Here is an 18198-nt window from a genome sequence, read left to right as displayed (position 1 = left end):
ACCGTTTGATATTCAGTTTATTTCATTAACTTGTATCCAGCCAACCTCCAAAACCCAAAGCTATGCCACTGTATATGGATATCCATTTTGTTGAAGACGTATCGTTAGAAAATGCCAGAAATGCCCATATAAAGGATTTAGCAGTACAGAAAAAATATGGGGTAACTTACCATCAATATTGGTTTAATGAAAAAGCGGGAACTGTTTATTGTTTGATGGAGGGACCTGATAGAGAATCCTGTGAAGCAACTCATAGAGAAGCCAGTGGGATAATCGCCTGCCAGATTGTGGAAGTAGAAGGAGGTATATATGATCTTTTTATGGGAAAGATTCATAATTTAGGTCACGGCCTGGTAAGGCATGAGGACGGGAGAATTGATACAGGATACCGCTATATTCTAACATTGGATATTACAGCAAAAACGATGAATTCCGGTTCAATTGATTTTAATCAATTGATCCTTCCGCTGGTACCAAAACGGATTGCCCTTCAGATGATCGAAGATTTTGGAGGAAATGTAGTAAAAACCGGAGGATTCCATCATATCGTAGCAGTGTTTGGGTCTCCTGAAAAAGTACTAAGGAGTGCACATGAGATCCAAAAGGAATTATTAAAGTATTCCAAGGAAGACATTAATGATCAGATCCTCTTTAATATGGGAATCAGTTTAGGACAACCCCTTACAGAAAAGGAAGGTTTTTTTGTCAAGGCAATCCAAATGAGCCAACGGTTGTGTCTGATTGCCGGAGATAAAGAAATCATGACTTCACGTCTTTTTGAAGAACTCTGTGAAATTGATGAAGCGGTCAAAAAGAACACGGGCTTACGGTCAGTAAAACCCTCAGATCAATCTTTTTTGGAAAATCTTTTGGACATTACTGAAAGCAGATTTTCTGATTATACCTTCGGTGTGGATGGGCTCAGCAGGGAGATCGGCATCAGCAGGCCACAACTTTACCGAAAGATCTCTGCACTTACAGGCCGTTCTCCGGTAAGTTTTATTCGGGACATACGCCTGCAAAAAGCCCTTCCACTATTAAAGGAAAACAAGTACAATATTTCGGAGATAGCCCTGGAAGTAGGCTACAATAACGCTTCTTATTTTTCAAAATGCTTTCAGGAAAAATATGGGGTCAACCCCTCCCGAATAGCCGTTTGATTTTTCATGCTACTGACTCGAATTTCAAATGAATCAAATGAGGTATACTCTTCTTCCATGGACACTTAAATCTCCATCCAAAACTTTTTTGGTAGAACCATCATAATAAGCAATCATTTTTAAAGCCAGGTTGTTATCTTTTTAAATGGATGGTCGTTGGTTTTCAAATTCAAATTTTGTTAATTAACTTAAAAGAAACTACAAAGCAAAAATTATTATAAATGAAAGCATTTAGGTTCATGACAAAAATTTCCAATTCCGGAACTATACAGCTTCCGAACAATCCTGATCTTTTTGATCAAGAAGTTGAAATAATCATATTACCTAAGGAAAAAATCAATAAAGAACCAATGAAAGCTACTGAATTTGTCAAGAAATGGGCAGGCTTCCTTCAAGGAATCGATATTGAAAAACAAAAGTTTGATTATTTGTCCGAAAAATACAAATAATGGAAAAAGTACTTTTTGATACGAATGTAATTCTTGATATTGCCTTGAAGAGAAATTCTTTTTTTGACAACGCTGTCCAAATTTTTGGCCTTATTGATCAGGGAATAATCCAAGGACACATTACTGCGGCTACAGTTACTGATATTTATTATATATCAAAAAAAGTAAAAGGCCACGATTTGGCATTGGAGTTTATTTCCAACGTAATCGAAATTGTAGAAGTAATTGGAGTTGATAAGCAAATTATTGTAAACGCCATCAAATCCAACTTTAAAGACTTTGAAGATGCGGTTCAAGTATTTTCTGCAGCTTCCTTTGGTATTGAAACTGTGATTACCAGAAATGTAAAGGACTTTGAACATTCAAATTTAAAAGTTTTTTCACCTTCGGAATTTCTCAAAAACCAGATTTTCTGATTAAACTTTTGGCGTTGATCTCCTTAGTAGTGAAATCGGCATCAGCAAACCCCAACTTTACCGCAAAATTTCCGCACTTACAGGCCGCTCTCCCGTAAGTTTTATTTGCGATAAACGACTGCAAAAGGCCCTTTCTCTTTTGAAGGAAAACAAGTATAATATTTCGGAAATAGCCCTGGAAGTAGGATATAATAATCCTTCTTACTTTTCAAAATGCTTTAACGAGAAATATGGTGTCAACCCCTCACAGATAGCCATTTGATTTTTCATTCTGGCCCTACCTAAAATTCAGGTGAATCAAATCTTGCATTTTTTGAATTAAATGCGGTGGAATTAGTAGGTTTTTAAAGATAGCTTTGATAATAAATTTTTACTACCCATTCAAATCTATCTACCCTAAACCAGGAACCTGCTATGGAAACGCAAACAAATAGCCTGAAAATGAAAATTTCAGGAGAAGTCATTCTCCCCCAAGACTTCAATTACCAGGAAGCCCGTACCATTTATAATGCCATGATAGAGAAGCAGACTGCTGTTATCGTCAAATGCAAGCATGTGGAAGATGTGTTTACTGCGGTTAATTATGCCCTATTAAATAAAATGGAAGTTTCCATTAAAAGTGGCGGGCATAACGGTCCCGGACTTTCACTGGTGGATGACGGTCTGGCCATTGATCTTTCACTGATGAAAGGGATTCAGGTAGATCCAAAAAAGAAAACGGTAACGGTGGAAGCCGGATGTACATGGGGAGAAGTGGATAAAGCCACCCATGAATTCGGACTGGCCACAGTCAGCGGAATAATGTCCACTACAGGAGTAGGGGGGCTCTCACTGGGTGGAGGACATGGTTACCTGACGCGTAAATTTGGAATCACCATTGATAATCTGGTCGGTGCGGAGGTAGTGCTCGCAGATGGACAGGTTATCCATACCAGTAAAGATGAAAATCCGGGTCTATTTTGGGCATTGCGCGGTGGGGGCGGAAATTTCGGTGTCGTTACTTCATTTGAATACCGGCTTCATCCCGTTAAAAATGTGGTTGCAGGACCGATGTTCTGGCCGATAGAACAGCTTGAAACCACCTTGAAATGGTACCGGAACTGGCTACCTACGATGCCGGACGAAGTGTACGCATTTTATCTTGTAGCGGAAGTGGCCGCAGGCGATCCATTTCCGAAGGAGATTCATGGCAAAAAAGTCTGCGGACTTTTATGGTGCTATACCGGTCCGCAAGACCAATTTGAAAGGATTATCCAGCCCGCCCGGGAGGTAGCCAAGCCACTTTTTGAATACACCGCTGAGATGCCTTATCCAGAACTTCAATCCATGTTCGATGACCTTTATCCAAAGGGATATCAATGGTACTGGAAAGGGGATTTTGTCAGAGAAATCAGTGATGAGGCCATTGAAGAGCATCTTCGTTTCTCCCGGGTACCTACTCCCCTTTCAACCATGCATTTATATCCCGTGGATGGTGCTGCACACCAGGTTGGTAAAAATGAAACCGCCTGGGACAAACGAGATGCCAGATGGTCTATGGTGATCGTTGGGGTAGACCCCGAACCTGCCAATAATGAAAAAATCAAAACCTGGGCCAGAAGTTACTGGGAAGCGCTGCATCCCCATGAGCTTGGAGGTGCTTATATCAATTTCATGATGGAAGAAGGACAGGACCGCATTGAAGCCTCCTACGGTGAAAATTATAAGCGTTTGCAGAAAATAAATACCAAATACGATCCCCATAATTTCTTTCATGTGAATCAGAATATCAAGCCAGGGAAATGATAAAATTGTCCATTTTAATGGTAACCTGACCATTGAAGACAACAATAATAGAACTATATGAAACTAATAATAAAGTCACTGTTTGTCTTACTATTAATCATTACGGTCGATCTAAAGCAAAGTGTTGCTCAGCAGCTAGAATGCGCTTCAGCTATTTACACAGCAGAAATCAATGAAACATCACTACACTACATTGTCTGCGGAGAGGGAGATCCGGTGATATTGGTACATGGAAGCCTGGGAGATTACAGATCATGGATGGTCCAAATGGAGGCTTTGTCAGAAAATCACAAAGTGATTTCGTATAGCCGCCGTTACCACTATCCAAACCCCTGGCCCAATGATGCTTCAGACTATACAATGAACATCCATGCAGAAGATCTTGCTGAATTCATACAAACATTGGATCTTGGCAAAGTTCATCTGATTGGTCATTCGTACGGTGGATTAACCTCCCTTCTGGTAGCTCGCAATCATCCGGAGCTTGTCCGTTCTGTGACACTAGGTGAACCTCCTCTAATGTCGTTATTGGTCTCCACAGCTCATGGTGAAACTGTCTTCCAAGGCTTTATGCAAAATTCAATAATCCCCTCCCATCGTGCCATTCAGAATGGCAAAATTGAAGAAGGGGTGCAGTTCTTTATCAACGGGGTTCTGGGTGAAGGAATCTATGAGAATATTCCATCTTCGAGTCATATCTCAATGCTGGAAAATTCCAGGGAATTGATGGGAGGAGTGGCTGGAATAAACAATGAAGGTGTGGGTTTCTTCCCGATTTTTACGTGCAATGAGGCCAGAAAATTTACAATACCTGTTCTGTTAATTGAAGGAGAATATAGTCCTGAAATGTTTGGTTTGATACATGATCAGCTGGAGCAGTGCCTTCCAAATGTGGTCCGGGCTCCCATTCCAGCATCTTCTCACGATTTAAAAATCCACGAAACCTCGCTATTTAGCGATCTCGTCCTTTCATTTCTTAATAGAAACTTTTAGACTTTATATACAATATTAACGTGCTTGAATAGCGTACTATTCCCATATCACACAAAAAATTTAACCCCCCCGATGATGAAAACATTATTAAAATCCAGTCTATTGTTGGCCACCCTTTGCCTAATAGTCTGCGACCAGTCAGCAAAAACAGAAACCAACCTCAATGCAGCAACGGATACCTTGAAAAGCGAAAAGCAAGCCGATCTGCCTGTGCATTGGTGAAATTTGGGATATCTCCGGCCATCTGATCCAGGTTTACATTTAAAGCCTTGTGTAAATCTCCCATTGAGTCAAAGAATAAATGCCCACATACCAAGTAGGGTGCCGGGGTGTCCGGCTCTCCCAATCCTGCCAAACCCTTCTCCACTTCAACTCCCTTGCAAGCCTCTCCCAATAAGCTCCTTACCAGGGGAATATGGCGATCGAAATAATAATCCATATTAAAAGTTATGTCACCTCCATTTGGATAGAATACGCTGAGTTTAATCATTCCTTTTTTCATATGCCAGTTATTTGTTTCTTTGAAGAGTTTATTTTTAGTACCATATGGGACATGTCCTTTTGTAAATATATTTCTGCAATGAAGATAATATCTAACAGCATCACCCTATAGTACACATGTTGCAAAAATTGAAACAATCGTTCCTTTCGACCTTGTTTAATAATAAAAGGCTACCGCCAAATCTCATTAGTAAAAGTGTATAGAAGAAAATGCTCAGATACCCCTCATCCTGGGATTGTGAGAATACCTGAAGAATGAAAAAAGTGATCTAAATTTTTAATGGAAGCCGTCTTTTGATGGGGCATACTGTGCTTCTAAAACTTAAACCCGAAACATGTATTTGGAATTCTATTTCAGATTGAAATTACTTCAAAACCAGTCACTTCGTTTCAGTTTTCAACTTCACCATCGCGGTGACAGTTTCCAAACTGCCTGATTTTCTTGCAATTTCGGCCTTCATATTGAAACCTAATACATAATCCGGGTTAAATTTCAAATCGGTTAGGAATCATTTCTAAAAATTCAATTCCACTGTCAGGAAAAAAGTCCTGCCATCCGAGGGGATAATTCCCGGTCCGGGATAGCCAGCGGCCCTTCTGGTAAAATAAAGCTGGTCTGTCAGATTATTGACGCTGGCCTCCAGTTTGACAAATTTGTATAAATAACTCATCGAAAGGTCCATCACCTGGTACGCCGGGATGATCCCTTCCACCGCTGATGGGGTCCTGACCGCATTTGAGGCATCTGTGAAATGCTCGGCTGCATGGGAATATTGGTAGGTCATGTTAAAATCGCCCAGGCCAAAGGTAAGCCCGGAACGAATGCTGAAGGGGGGCACCAATTCCACCCTGTTGCCTTCAAGCACCCTTTCTTCTGAACTTTGATAGCGGGCATCGATTACGGAAAGGTTGGTAAACAAATTCAATCTGTATTTTTCATTCCGCTCCAGGACCCGGAACAGATCCATTTCCCCAAAAGCCTCCAGGCCCATGCTGTAGGCATCAGCCACATTGGTTCGGTAGCGGTATATCCTAAAACTTTCTGGGTCGGTTCGCAGGATGGCTCCTATCCTATCCTGGTATTTCAAATAGAATAAACTGATGTCATAATTGAATTTCCTGTCTTGGCTACCACGGATACCCAGATCAAAATTATAGCCTCTTTCATCCTGAATATTTTCGTCTACCACCAAATTTGGATTATTGACCCGGATATCATTGAAATTGATCGACCGGTAATTCTGTGAAAAATTGGCATACAGCTCGTGGTTTTCCCTGAGCTTGTAACTAAACCCCAACCCCCCAAACACAAAACTTCTTTTTCTGTCCAGCTCCTCAAATACTTTAAAGGTGGAGTCTCTGGCAAATCCCGTAACCGGATCAGGAACCAGGGTGCTGCCGGTGTAATAGCCTGCTGCAGCCGTATGAATGGATTCAAACCTTACACCTGGTGTAAGGCTGATTTTATCCGTCAGATTAAATACGTTTTCTGCAAAAAAGGAGGTGTTTCTTCCTGGGAAATCATAATCTGCATCCTCCAGATTGTCCGGGTTAAGAAAATGAAAGTCCGCATCGTCCCCTGCCGGACCCAGTCCCTGCTTCCGGTCCGTAAACCCTTTGTAATAGCGGCCCCCGATTAAAAATGCGTTTTCCTGATTTCCCAGGCGATAATTATAAATCAATCGGAGCTCGGAACCATAGTTGCTGAAATCATCAACAAAAAGATTTCGCCCCAGCCCATCATCCAGCCGGTCAATTCTACCCAAATTGCCGAGCGCATCACGGCCTCCGATCAGGCCAAAGCTCCTGAAGTTTAGTTTGAGTTGCTGGTTGAATTTGTAATCCAAATGGGAAGCCAGTAAATTCCAATTGACCTTGAACCAATTTCTGGAGCGGATCGATTGTCTGGGATTTTGCTCAAAAAGCGCATCGGTAAGCCCCCCTGCCTGTCTGGCCAGGTAATCCATCATGGTGTACTCCAATTTTACCCTGAACCTGTCATTTGGCCTGTACGAAAGCGCAGTATAGGCCATTTTGGAATCAAATTCACTGTTCTCCCGCCAGCCATCTCCTCTTTTATATTGGAAAAATCCATAGTAGTTCCATTTGCCTGTCTGCCCGCCTACACTGCTGAAAGTATTCAAAAAGCCATAGGAGCCAACGGTATTTCTGAGCACCAGGCTGAGATTTTTATCCTCCGGGCCTTCCTTCATGACAAAATTAAGCAAACCGCCAAACTGGGTACCGTATTGCAAAGAAGCGGCACCACGGACCACCTCAATGCGATCCACTCCTTCTGCGGCAGGGGTATAATAACTCTCAGGGTATCCCAATGCATCAGCACTAATATCATATCCGTTTTGGCGCACATTGAAATGGGAAGTCCGGTTCGGGTCCAACCCCCGGGCACCTATGCCCAACTGCAAACCTGCACCATCACTTTCATAGATGTTCAACCCGGGAACCTTGGCGTATATCTGCCGGGTATTGTTGGTTGCCAGGTTGGCGGTGATATTATTGAGCTGAATGACTTCATTTTTTTTGGCTTCATAGATGGCCATTCCTTCTACTGCGCCTAACCTGCGGATGCCATAAGCATCGGAATGGTCACCATTTACGATTACCTGGCTCAATTCAGCGCTGATCTCCTCCAAGGATATCCTTAGCTGAATGGGCTGCTCTTCCGGTCGGATAGACAGGTCTGTAGTGAACATTTTTTTACCCGAAAAAAACACTTGCAGGATATAATCTCCCTGAGGAATAGCAGCAAGCGTAAATGCTCCATTCTGGTCGGTTACTGTTTGAAATCCGGTTCCCCGTAAGAAAACATTGGCTCCGGGAATGGATTCACCCATACTTTCCACGGTTCCATTTACCGTAACCTGCGCCTGTAACGGAAGAAAAAACAGGGAAAAAAGCAATATGGTCAGCAAGCATTTCATAAACTTTTCTTGTAAGGTAAAATCCAGGTTTTAGGAGCAAAACCATCTTCTATCTGGGTCAGGTCAGCACTGGAATCTATCAGTAACTGGTTCATTCCACCATTTAAGCTGACATATACCTCAGCCCTGATTTCCACTTCCTCAAATCCCTCATCTGCCAGTTTTTGCTGCAGAAAATGGGCAAATTGTAGAATCAAATCCGGTTGGGTTGCCATTTGTTTTTCCTGCATGGGACTGAGGTAATCGCTGGCATAATTTTCCCATTCTCTCCCTGTCACTTTATCCCTGATATGGAAAATGGCATATCCTGCTTTTTCCATCAACATGACCCTCCAGGAAAAGCGGTAACCCTGCTCCGTCCAGAACAGATTACCCGGATAAGCATAAGCCCGCAGGGGCAAAAGGAGCTGAATCACCAAAAACCAAGCGAAAAGGTTCCAAATCAGCTTTTGGTAGGGTGTTTTGTATGGCTCATTCGAAGAGCTGTACGCAGTGGCACTTTTCTTTCGAAAAATATTCCTGAGGGAAGAGGCTACTTTTAAATGGCTTTCCGGAGAAAAGAAAATAGTGGTGGCCAGAATCATGATAAAGGGAAACATCCCTATGGGAAAAAGCAGCCAGGTAGACAAGTGAAAAATCAACACTGCCATGTAGGCATAGGGCCTGGTCCGGCTATAAAAAAGAAAAAACGGTATACTGAGATCGTAAATGGCCCCAAACCAACTGAAGGCATAGGCCACCCAGAGTTCGCTCATCCAGGCTCCTACCAGTGGTAAATGGCTAAACATGGGAAGCCATATTTTCAGGGGTAGGGCCTCCATCATCCATGCCGGATTCAGCTTAGCCAGTCCCGCATAAAAATAGACCAGGCTCAGCAGCAATTGAATAGCGAGCACATACCCATAGGGAATCCGGGAAATCGTGAACCCTTTCCTTTTTGAATCAACTGAAAAAGCTAAATGAGCAGGCATCCAGAGCATCAAAAAGGCGACCAGGCTTACAAAGTAATAATGATTGAGGTAATTGGTGACATCAATCAATTCCACATAGGTAAAAGAAAGGAAAAAAAGCAGTGCCGACACCTTGTAGTAATAGCCCATGGCAATGCCTAGTGCCGACAATGCCATGGTGATAAAAAGAAGGTAAATGCCTGTTTCACCAGGATTGCTTACCCAGGAAAAGCCATAATAGCTGAAATGAAATTCAGGCTCAATGTATTGGGTTGCTATCCACCCGTAGAATACAAACCTGGCAACACTGATAAACATGATCAAACCAAAAAGCACCCTAAAGTGAACCAGGGGTGCTATTGAAATTGGTTTATTGATACCATTGATTATCCGTGTTTTCACTTTCTTCATTTAATCTCCATCATTGTCCTGATAAGTAATCAGCACTCCCAGTGCAGAGGAAAATTCTGTTTTGATGAGGATGACCTGCTTTTGCAATTCCTGATGTGCTGCCTCCGCAGGGGCAGGGTTGGTCTGAATGATAGTTGAAAGCGGAGACGGTACCTGATCAAGCCTGCTCAGAATCAGGTCAAATTGAGCCAGAATCCGATCGGCCAGGCCCTCGTCTTCTCCAGCTCTGATTTCCTGAAGCAATTCATAAAAGCCTTTGCCATCATTGTCTCCCTGTTTTCCAAGGTAAAAATCCTTCATTCCTGAAATATGCGCTTTTAGTAGAGGAACAGATTGCTCGCTGTAATAGGCCTCCACATTTCTTGGGATGATCACCCCCTGAGATCTTTTGCCCAAAGGAATACCCATCCTGGCATCCCGGGTGAATCGCTCCAGGTATTGGGAAAGGGCATTGACCATTTCACCAAAAGAAGAGCCTACATCTGTACCGTCCTTTTGGATAAACTCTTCCTGATAATTCCCACCTGAAGGAAGCCATTGGTTATAGACCAAATCACTTTTGCTTAAAATAAGTTGGCTGAGGGCCAACAGGTATTCTTTGCGGTTCCCGGCGTTGTCATCAGTGCTGTATTTCTCAATGATTGCCTCATCTGTATCCGCCAGGCCATAAATCAGGTAATCCATGGCAGGCAAACCCCGTCGATTTTGCGTGCTGAAACCCGTCAAAGAAAACTCCCCGGATTCAATCGCATTGTCAATAGAAAAGTTGTCGGTCGGAAAAGTGTTGAACTCTGCCCTTAAGGTCTGGGAAAATGCAGGACCAAATTCCAAAAACGAGACTTTTTGCCATTGGGAATAGGCGCTTATGAAATCCGTTCGAAGTGCCGTCAGATTAGCTTGATTCGGTTCTGTGGTAAAATCTTTTACGGAATGATCCAAAAGCGAAATTTGGGTATGGAGGTTTTCATATCCGGGAACGATAATATTGCTTGCAAGATTTTCCAAAACAGGTATTCTGGAGGTCTCCTGCTGATTTTCCTCTGCGGAATCTTCAACGCAAGAAGGTAACAGGCCAATCAGGCCTGTTACCATAAACAATGAAATGCCTAGTGATTTACAACGCATCCTCATGGTCTTTTAATTCCGGATAAGCTGCGGTCAATTTATCCTTTGCATTCTGCAGGCTTTCTACGCTGACGAGCCAGAAATTACCATCCGTGCCCAGGTCAGTATTCAGGATTTCATTGATGTCGCTTTGACTGATCTTTTTACTGGGGCTATATTGAAGTGCACTGACAAAAGTATACGCTTCAGACATGGCATGTAAAAGATTTCCCTGATCTCCTGACGATAAATAACCCATGGAATCATTGATATAATGCACTGCTGTTGCAGCAGATACCAATTCATGCAAATCAATGATCACATCAACCTGATCCCATTTAACTGTGTGTTGGTTGTCTACAATAGCCGCCCTTCCTAAAATATAGGCATCCATCAGGGGCTGACTCACATTGAGTAAATCATCTCTACCGTCGGTGTAGTTGGCCCAGAACCTTTTGTACTCAAGTGATAAAACAGGATCCCCTTTTGGAAAATCTGCAGGTACACCCCAATAACCAAAAGCTTCATCCCAATGATGCTCCATGGCAGTGAAATTTTCTCCTTCCTCCAGATTTTCATTATCGACCCCATCTCCGATTTTAGACTCAGTTAGATAGGTATTAAAAATCTGGTCATAAAAAACCGCTCCCATCAATCCTTTTTCAATGAGTTGGGTAAATTCCCAACCTTTTTCATTTACATTGACAAAATTTCCCGTGGTACCTCTTTCTACCTTTCCGGCAACACCATTGGCGGCAGCAGTGTTGTTGGCGGCAACATCCTGACTGACTTCAGCTGCCTCAGACATCAAATTCTTAAAAAATTCAACCTGAGCTGCATTGGTTTTATTTTCCAGTTGTTTGGTGTTGGCCGCATTCAAATCCTGATCGGAAAAAGGCGCATTCGAATTGGAATACATGTCCAGTAATTTCTGAAAAGAAAGTGCCTCTCCCCCGTCTCCGGATACCAAATAACTTTTCATTTCTGAAAGCATGTTCAAGCGATCGGTCTGGCCTTGATAATATACTGTGGAGGCTCCATCTCTTTCAAAAACATAAGTATCAGGCGGATTAATGGATTCATTTTCGGGCACATTTTCTTCCACGCAGGAAAAGGCCATCAATCCGGAAAAAGCAATGAGTGAAGCTTGTTTGTAATTCATTTCTATCTAGATTTACGCTATCGGGTTTTATTTAGATTAATTATAATATAAGGCAAAGTTAAATTCAGAAAATTTAAATACAAATATTATTTAGATTAATTTTAAATAAAATATTAGGTAGTTTCCGAAAGAAATCGTCATCTGAAAGGCCAAATAAAACAGGAGGCCCTGACGGGGAAAAAATTGATAAATTGGACTCCGATGGCTTTATTCAAGAAAAATAAGTGGGGTTAATGCCCCTGTAGAGAAAAACAAACCATGCTGCAGGCAAAGCTGAAAAAGGCTACGCTTTCTGTAGTCTTTGATAAAACATGTCCTGGGAAAATCCACCAGAAATTGGCCTCTAGTCAGGCTCAAGCCCATTCCCATACGATCATTACAATCGCAACGAAAAATTCATGTATGCCTATTCCCCTGGGCTTCCTACCGATATCAGAAAGCTAGAAACGGGGAATTACAAATTTTTCAGTCAATGGGATTAGCAGCCACACCTTCAAAGGTCATGACTATGGGTTTGATCGTACCGTCTTCATTAAATTCCATCAAATCAATGCAGGTAACCCGATGATCCCGGTCTTCATTGGGAATGGGTCGTCGGTGGTAAACGATGTACCAATCATCTGTGCCGGGTTTATTTATCGCAGAATTATGCCCCGCTCCTGTAGCGATACTGTCTTTTTCTAAAATTGTTCCGATACGATCGAAGGGTCCTGTGGGTTTGTCCGCCATGGCATAGGCTACTTTGTAGCTCTCATTGGTCCAGCCACCTTCGGACCACATCAGGTAATAGATGTCATTTCTTAAAAACATAAAAGGTCCTTCGACATAGCCTTCGGGAGTGATTTCATGAAAAAGCTGCCCATCCTCCCAAGGTTCAAACCCGGTAAAATCCGCATTGAGTTTACCCAAATTGCAATGCCCCCAACCACCATAAAAGAAATAATGGGTTCCATCCACATCTTTGAAGACAGACTGATCAATCGGTTGGGCACCATGATAAAAGTCCGAAAGTAAAGGTTTACCTAAATAATCTTTATATGGTCCTCCAGGAGCATCACTCACGGCTATTCCGATTCCTCCGCTATGGTTGATGTCATTATCGGGATCATACCCGGGCCGGTCGGGGGTAAGAATGTCATTTGCGGCGAAAAAGAGAAAATATTTACCATCCTTCTGGATTGCGGAAGGAGCCCACATGGCTTGTCTTGCCCATTTGATGGCAGCAGTATCGAGAATCCATTCGTGCTTTTCCCAGGTGACCAAATCTTTGGATGAAAATGCGTCGAAATGAAGTTGGTTCTCAAACCGAGCCGAAAAGGTCGGGTAGACCCAGTATTCATCCCCAAAAATCGTCCCCTCCGGATCGGCATACCAACCTTCGAAGATGGGGTTTCCTGAAAGTTTCGGAGAAGTATCCTCGTTAGTTGATTTGGGAGAACAGGCTAAAACCAAGATAACAAGTAAAGAAGCAGTGTTGATTTTCATAGTACACCAATTTCGGAAATCTAAATTTAGAAGAATTGAGTTGAGAAAATGCAACCTTTTTTCCCAAAGGCTAGAAATCAATATCAGGCATATATTTCAATGAAAGGATATGATGTGCCTATTTAATCCAAAGATATACATCATGAGGACAATTATAGAAATTGATGAAAAATTATATCGGGTAAAATACGCTAAGTTTAATCATTCCCTTTTTCATAGTTTTGGTGTTTATACTGGTGGTTATTTTCTGAAAATTGTTGAATATATTCCGAAGGTGTTATGCCGTAGTGTTTTTTAAACAGCCTGGTAAAATAGGTCAGGCTATTAAAGCCTATACCATAGGCCACATCACTGATATTTCCATAATTGCTTTTGAAAAGCTGGACGGCCTTTTTAAGTCTGAAGGTCTGAATGAATTCAGTAGGATGCTGGTTGACAATGGCTTTTAGCTTTCGGTAAAAATGAGTTCGGCTCATGCCCAATTCCCTGCCCAATGTCTCCACGTCAAAGGATGGATCAGCATGGTATTTTTCCATTATCTCCAACAGCTTTCGGACAAACCTTTCCTCAACGGAGGTCACCGAGATTTCTTTGGGGTCAAGTGAAATGGCATTGCTGTATTTTTCCCTTAATTTTCTTCTTGACTCCAGCAAGTTGCCAATCCTGGCAAGCAACTCTTCCATTTTAAAGGGTTTGGTCACATAATCATCCGCCCCAATACTCAGGCCCTCCAGTCGGCTATCCATATCCGCCCTTGCTGTTAACAGGATGATCGGAATATGACAGGTCCGGTCTTCATGCTTTAGCTTTTCACACAAACATATCCCATCCATTACGGGCATCATCACATCACTTACAATTAGGTCAGGAATGGTATCCAATGCAATTTCATAGCCTGATGCGCCATTTTCTGATTCCGATACCCCATAATCATCCTGGAGATGTCCCCGCATAAAACTCCTCAGATCCGCATTGTCTTCCACCAGAAGAATCTTTGGCTTGTCCAAAACCGCCATTTCAGATTGAATTGGGGTTTTGATGTTTAAATGCTGTTGATGGTCCTTTCTGAATGAACCGTTTGGTTTAGCACTGTACTGTATCTGGTTCAGTTCATGTGAAGCTACACGTTTCAGGGGAAGTTCTACCTTAAAAGCAGTACCTTTTCCAGGCGAACTTTTTACCGACACCTCCCCATGCATAAGTTCGGTTAGTTCCTTCACCAGTGAAAGGCCGATTCCGGTACCTTCGTAGGTTCTGGTTTTGGAAGATTCTTCCTGATAAAAGCGTTCAAAAATGTGTGATAGTTTGTCTTTAGGGATTCCGATCCCGGTATCTTTTACCTCTACCATTAGTTTCAAAAGATTGTCCCTTTCAGTCTTCACCTCGGCCAAAAAACCAACCTCCCCTCCTTCCAGAGTAAATTTATAGGCATTAGATAAAAGGTTGGAAAAGATCATTTCCAACTTTGAAGCATCGAAATAAACAAACATATCCTCCTCAGGCAATTCAGTCTGAAGGTAAATTTGTTTGCTTTCAAACAAGGAAATAAAGGATCCTGTAAGCTGCTCCAGAAATTCTGTGATATTCCCGGGCTGGGCTTCCACCCTAAGCTTGCCCGATTCCAATTTGGACAGATCCAATAACTGATGGATCAGACGGAGCAGCTTAGCCGCATTTCTCTCGATGAACTCATAAGACTGAGTTCTGAGGCTTGATTTCTCCTCATTTTTCAATGACTCAACTGTCCCGGAAATCAGGGTGAGTGGAGTCCGGAACTCATGGGAAATATTGGCAAAAAATGCTGATTTTGCCTGGTCAAGTTCATGCATTTTTTCCGCTTCCAGGCGTTGAAATCTCAGGTCAGCGTTTAGTCTTTCCCAATAGATGATACTCCTCCTCATCCAATAAAGCACCATCACACTCAGCATGATAAACAACAAATAAGCCCACCAGGTCTGCCACCATGGGGGGAGGATGGTGATGGGTAAATTGATTCCTGTCTCAGTCCACACGCCGTCATAATTGGAAGCTTTAACCCTGAAAATATATTCCCCGGGACGCAGATTGGTATAGCTGACAAATCTCCTGTCATCGGAATAAATCCAGTCTTGGTCAAAATTTTCCAAATAATACGCATATTTGTTGTTATGGGCATTGACGAAACTCAATGCTGCAAATTCCATGGAAATGAAATTTTGATGGTGTGGCAGGGTAATGGCCGTTGACTCGTTCCATTCGGCTACCTCCTGGTCGAAAATATTGAATTTCGTCAGCGCTACAGGAGCCGGATTTGGAGCAGCTTTGACTTTCTGCGGGTGGAAGTAAACAACGCCATCACTCCCCCCAAAATACAAGGTGCCGTCCTTCCCCTTCGTACTCGATCCCGCATTAAAATAACCAGTTGTAAAATGATGCTTCAGTGATCCGTACCCCAGGTCAAAACTCTGCGCTTCCTTGCTGATAGGATCGAAGCGGCAAATCCCTTTATTGGTACTCATCCAAAATTTACCCGTATCATCTATTTCAATACGGTTGATGGTATTACTGGGTAGCCCATCATTTTGGGTATAGGGTGTGAAATATTCGGTTTTTGGATCATATTGACACAATCCGCCCCCACTTGTAGCAAACCATAAATAACCCTGATGGTCTTCCACAATGTGCCTGATAGAATGACTGCTCAAACCATTCGATAGATTTTGGTCGGCAATGTAGTGTTGAAAAACGCCTTCTCTTTTTTTATCCATTTTATTCAAAGCCTTGGCCCCAGTCCCTATCCATAAATCATCCCTGCTGTCTTCAAAAATAGCATAGCACCAAAAATCACTTATTCCCTCCGGCTTGGATGTGCTGTGTAAAAAATGATCCCAGGTTGCTGTCTCCGCTGAAAATCTTTTTAGCCCATTTTGTGTAATGAGCCAAATGGTGCCACTTTTATCCTCAAAAATGGAAACCAAATCCCTATCTCCTTCTCCGGAAATTTTTGAAGCCTGAATATCAAAATGAATAAAACTATTTGAGGCGCTATCTATTTTGGTCACGCCTCCATTATTTACATAAAAATTATTCCCCCCATAACCTATCCAAAAATCTCCCTTACTGTCTTCCAAAACAGAACTGACGAGATTATTATAGAGACTTTTCGGATTATCAGGCTCATGTTTGAAATGAGTAAAAGTCCCATCCTTCCGATTATATTTATTCAATCCTCCTCCTTCCGTGCCAATCCAGAGCATTTTATCCTTATCCTCAAATATAGCCCTTACCATATTACTGCTTAAAGAATTCGGGTTGTCCGGTTCATTCTGAAGCAGATTAAACGCTCTAGGTTGCAGATTGGATAAGCTTACCCCTCCATTAACCGTCCCCAGCCACAGGTTCCCCATATCGTCAAGCAGCACTGCGTGGATATCGTCGCTCCCTATGGAATGGGGGTTATTGGGGTCTGAATGATAGCGGGTAAAAACCGTTCTTTCCCTGTTCAATTTATTGAGCCCATTGGTGGTGCCAATCCACAAATTCCCCCATTTGTCCTCAGTAATGGCTCTCGTGTTAAGGATATCTGTACTTAGTGAATTGGGATCATCCGGCTTGTGCCTGAAATGAATAAATTCACTGGTATTTCGGTCTAAACTATCCATTCCTCCTATGTATCCAATCCAAAAGGTACCCCGGTGATCTTCAAATACCGCCATTACATTGTCACTGGCTACACTTTCCCGGGCTTCAGGATCATGAGTCCATTGAGTAACGGATGGATGGTCATCATCAGAAATTTTAAAAAGGCCTTCTCCAAAGGTTCCTACCCAAATATTTCCAGAAGAGTCTAATGTTAAACTGTTAATCACGGGCCTTTCGGACCCCAAAGGAAATTGAACGGGGCTTTTGCTGTCCGGTCCTAATTTAAACAAGCCATTTACGGAGCCAAACCATATATTTCCTTCTAAATCTTCCTGAATGGTACTTATAGTAGGCACTTCTTTGTATTCGCCGTTTTCTTTAAATGTGGTGGAATACCTGACAAATTTATCTGTTTGGGGATCAAAATGACATAAACCCATACCAGCCGTACCGACCCAAATCCTACCCTTACTGTCTTCATGCAAAGCCATGGTTAGGTTTTGGGAAATGGTAGTAGTGTCCTGATAGTCATAATTGTATTCTTTGAATTGATACCCATCAAAACGATTCAGTCCATCATAGGTACCGATCCAAATAAACCCTCTCCGATCTTGAATGATGCTGAGCACACTATTATGACTCAACCCTTCCTGAATAGAATAACGCTGAAAAATCAGGTCGTTGTTTTGGGCTGACAAAACTTGTGAGATCATTAACACGAATATAGAAATCAGTTTACCCATCTGACAAACAATGATTTATACTTAAATCTACTCAATTATTTTATAAAAACAGAACTCGATCAAAATAATATTAATAAAAACCGATAGCATACAGACTTATCTATCTATAACTTGAGGTATACTATTCAATTACACCATGATTATGCCAATAAATCAATTTTTATTCCTTAAATCCCGGCAATTATCCTCATCCAATAATACTGTCAGGCATCAACCTGCGCGATAAATACCTTTTTCATTAAAATAAATCCAAGTTGAAGAATTCAGCCAAATAGAGGGCAAATACCATTTTAAGCTATAGTGATGGAGAAGCCAGGAAGGGATTCATGGGGACATCATTTTTCCTTCGGGTTTCAATAATAATTTTCAAGCATAAAGCTATCTACTGACCCTTTATCCGATTAGTACGCATGTTCAAAATATTCAAACTATCGTTACATATGGTAAAAACTCAAGCCTGGTAATTCATTGCTGCA

The 18198-nt window shown here is 42.0% G+C and carries 13 protein-coding genes; 6 read left to right on the top strand and 7 right to left on the bottom strand.

Annotated elements, in window-relative coordinates; genetic code table 11:
* Positions 1 to 62 precede the first annotated feature (62 nt).
* From GL182_RS20025 to GL182_RS20000, 6 genes are all read left to right on the top strand, one after another.
* On the top strand, positions 63 to 1160 hold the full coding sequence (locus GL182_RS20025) for a nickel-binding protein (RefSeq protein WP_163381564.1): 1098 nt from the start codon (positions 63 to 65) through the stop codon (positions 1158 to 1160).
* A 221-nt stretch (positions 1161 to 1381) separates the two neighbouring features.
* Positions 1382 to 1609: a hypothetical protein gene (locus tag GL182_RS20020; protein ID WP_163381563.1), complete on the top strand. Its 228-nt coding sequence runs from the start codon at positions 1382 to 1384 to the stop codon at positions 1607 to 1609.
* Positions 1609 to 2025, top strand: a complete 417-nt coding sequence (locus GL182_RS20015) for a type II toxin-antitoxin system VapC family toxin (RefSeq protein WP_163381562.1) — start codon at positions 1609 to 1611, stop codon at positions 2023 to 2025. The genes GL182_RS20020 and GL182_RS20015 overlap by 1 nt, the downstream gene beginning before the upstream one ends.
* Before the next feature lie 34 nt (positions 2026 to 2059).
* Entirely contained in the window at positions 2060 to 2287 is a 228-nt protein-coding gene (locus tag GL182_RS24530; RefSeq protein WP_163381618.1) for a helix-turn-helix transcriptional regulator, read from the top strand.
* A 152-nt stretch (positions 2288 to 2439) separates the two neighbouring features.
* Complete coding sequence (locus tag GL182_RS20005) at positions 2440 to 3810, top strand: FAD-binding oxidoreductase (protein ID WP_205603697.1); 1371 nt, start codon at positions 2440 to 2442, stop codon at positions 3808 to 3810.
* A 57-nt stretch (positions 3811 to 3867) separates the two neighbouring features.
* Positions 3868 to 4803: an alpha/beta fold hydrolase gene (locus tag GL182_RS20000; protein ID WP_163381561.1), complete on the top strand. Its 936-nt coding sequence runs from the start codon at positions 3868 to 3870 to the stop codon at positions 4801 to 4803.
* Between the two features lie 160 nt (positions 4804 to 4963).
* Here the strand turns inward: GL182_RS20000 and GL182_RS19995 are convergent, their stop codons facing one another.
* The 7 genes from GL182_RS19995 to GL182_RS19965 form a co-directional block, all read right to left on the bottom strand.
* A complete protein-coding gene (locus GL182_RS19995) occupies positions 4964 to 5305 on the bottom strand; it encodes an EthD family reductase (RefSeq protein WP_205603696.1) in 342 nt (113 codons plus the stop codon).
* 514 nt (positions 5306 to 5819) lie between these two features.
* Positions 5820 to 8246, bottom strand: a complete 2427-nt coding sequence (locus GL182_RS19990) for a TonB-dependent receptor (protein ID WP_163381560.1) — start codon at positions 8244 to 8246, stop codon at positions 5820 to 5822.
* On the bottom strand, positions 8243 to 9598 hold the full coding sequence (locus GL182_RS19985) for an HTTM domain-containing protein (RefSeq protein ID WP_240469903.1): 1356 nt from the start codon (positions 9596 to 9598) through the stop codon (positions 8243 to 8245). The genes GL182_RS19990 and GL182_RS19985 overlap by 4 nt, the downstream gene beginning before the upstream one ends.
* A gap of 9 nt (positions 9599 to 9607) precedes the next feature.
* Positions 9608 to 10732, bottom strand: coding sequence for an imelysin family protein (locus tag GL182_RS19980; RefSeq protein ID WP_163381558.1), 1125 nt, complete (start codon positions 10730 to 10732; stop codon positions 9608 to 9610).
* Positions 10722 to 11873, bottom strand: a complete 1152-nt coding sequence (locus tag GL182_RS19975) for a DUF4856 domain-containing protein (RefSeq protein WP_163381557.1) — start codon at positions 11871 to 11873, stop codon at positions 10722 to 10724. Before GL182_RS19975 ends, GL182_RS19980 begins: the two co-directional genes overlap by 11 nt.
* Before the next feature lie 465 nt (positions 11874 to 12338).
* Complete coding sequence (locus GL182_RS19970; protein ID WP_163381556.1) at positions 12339 to 13358, bottom strand: glycoside hydrolase family 43 protein; 1020 nt, start codon at positions 13356 to 13358, stop codon at positions 12339 to 12341.
* 197 nt (positions 13359 to 13555) lie between these two features.
* Positions 13556 to 17692 (bottom strand): two-component regulator propeller domain-containing protein, encoded by a 4137-nt coding sequence (locus tag GL182_RS19965; RefSeq protein WP_163381555.1) that lies wholly within the window; start codon positions 17690 to 17692, stop codon positions 13556 to 13558.
* Between the last annotated feature and the right edge of the window lie 506 nt (positions 17693 to 18198).

It is taken from the genome of Cyclobacterium sp. SYSU L10401, from assembly GCF_010993705.1.
In the GTDB taxonomy this organism is placed as follows: domain Bacteria; phylum Bacteroidota; class Bacteroidia; order Cytophagales; family Cyclobacteriaceae; genus Cyclobacterium.
The sequence above is the reverse complement of the archived record's forward strand: the minus strand, read 5'-3'. Positions and strand labels throughout refer to the sequence as shown.

What these genes read in the sequence shown, in the direction of transcription:
- GL182_RS20025 (WP_163381564.1), top strand. Translation starts at nt 63, where the DNA reads ATGCCACTGTATATGGATATCCATTTTGTTGAAGACGTATCGTTAGAA.
- GL182_RS20020 (WP_163381563.1), top strand. Translation starts at nt 1,382, where the DNA reads ATGAAAGCATTTAGGTTCATGACAAAAATTTCCAATTCCGGAACTATA.
- GL182_RS20015 (WP_163381562.1), top strand. Translation starts at nt 1,609, where the DNA reads ATGGAAAAAGTACTTTTTGATACGAATGTAATTCTTGATATTGCCTTG.
- GL182_RS20005 (WP_205603697.1), top strand. Translation starts at nt 2,440, where the DNA reads ATGGAAACGCAAACAAATAGCCTGAAAATGAAAATTTCAGGAGAAGTC.
- GL182_RS20000 (WP_163381561.1), top strand. Translation starts at nt 3,868, where the DNA reads ATGAAACTAATAATAAAGTCACTGTTTGTCTTACTATTAATCATTACG.
- GL182_RS19995 (WP_205603696.1), bottom strand. Translation starts at nt 5,305, where the DNA reads ATGAAAAAAGGAATGATTAAACTCAGCGTATTCTATCCAAATGGAGGT.
- GL182_RS19990 (WP_163381560.1), bottom strand. Translation starts at nt 8,246, where the DNA reads ATGAAATGCTTGCTGACCATATTGCTTTTTTCCCTGTTTTTTCTTCCG.
- GL182_RS19980 (WP_163381558.1), bottom strand. Translation starts at nt 10,732, where the DNA reads ATGCGTTGTAAATCACTAGGCATTTCATTGTTTATGGTAACAGGCCTG.
- GL182_RS19975 (WP_163381557.1), bottom strand. Translation starts at nt 11,873, where the DNA reads ATGAATTACAAACAAGCTTCACTCATTGCTTTTTCCGGATTGATGGCC.
- GL182_RS19970 (WP_163381556.1), bottom strand. Translation starts at nt 13,358, where the DNA reads ATGAAAATCAACACTGCTTCTTTACTTGTTATCTTGGTTTTAGCCTGT.
- GL182_RS19965 (WP_163381555.1), bottom strand. Translation starts at nt 17,692, where the DNA reads ATGATCTCACAAGTTTTGTCAGCCCAAAACAACGACCTGATTTTTCAG.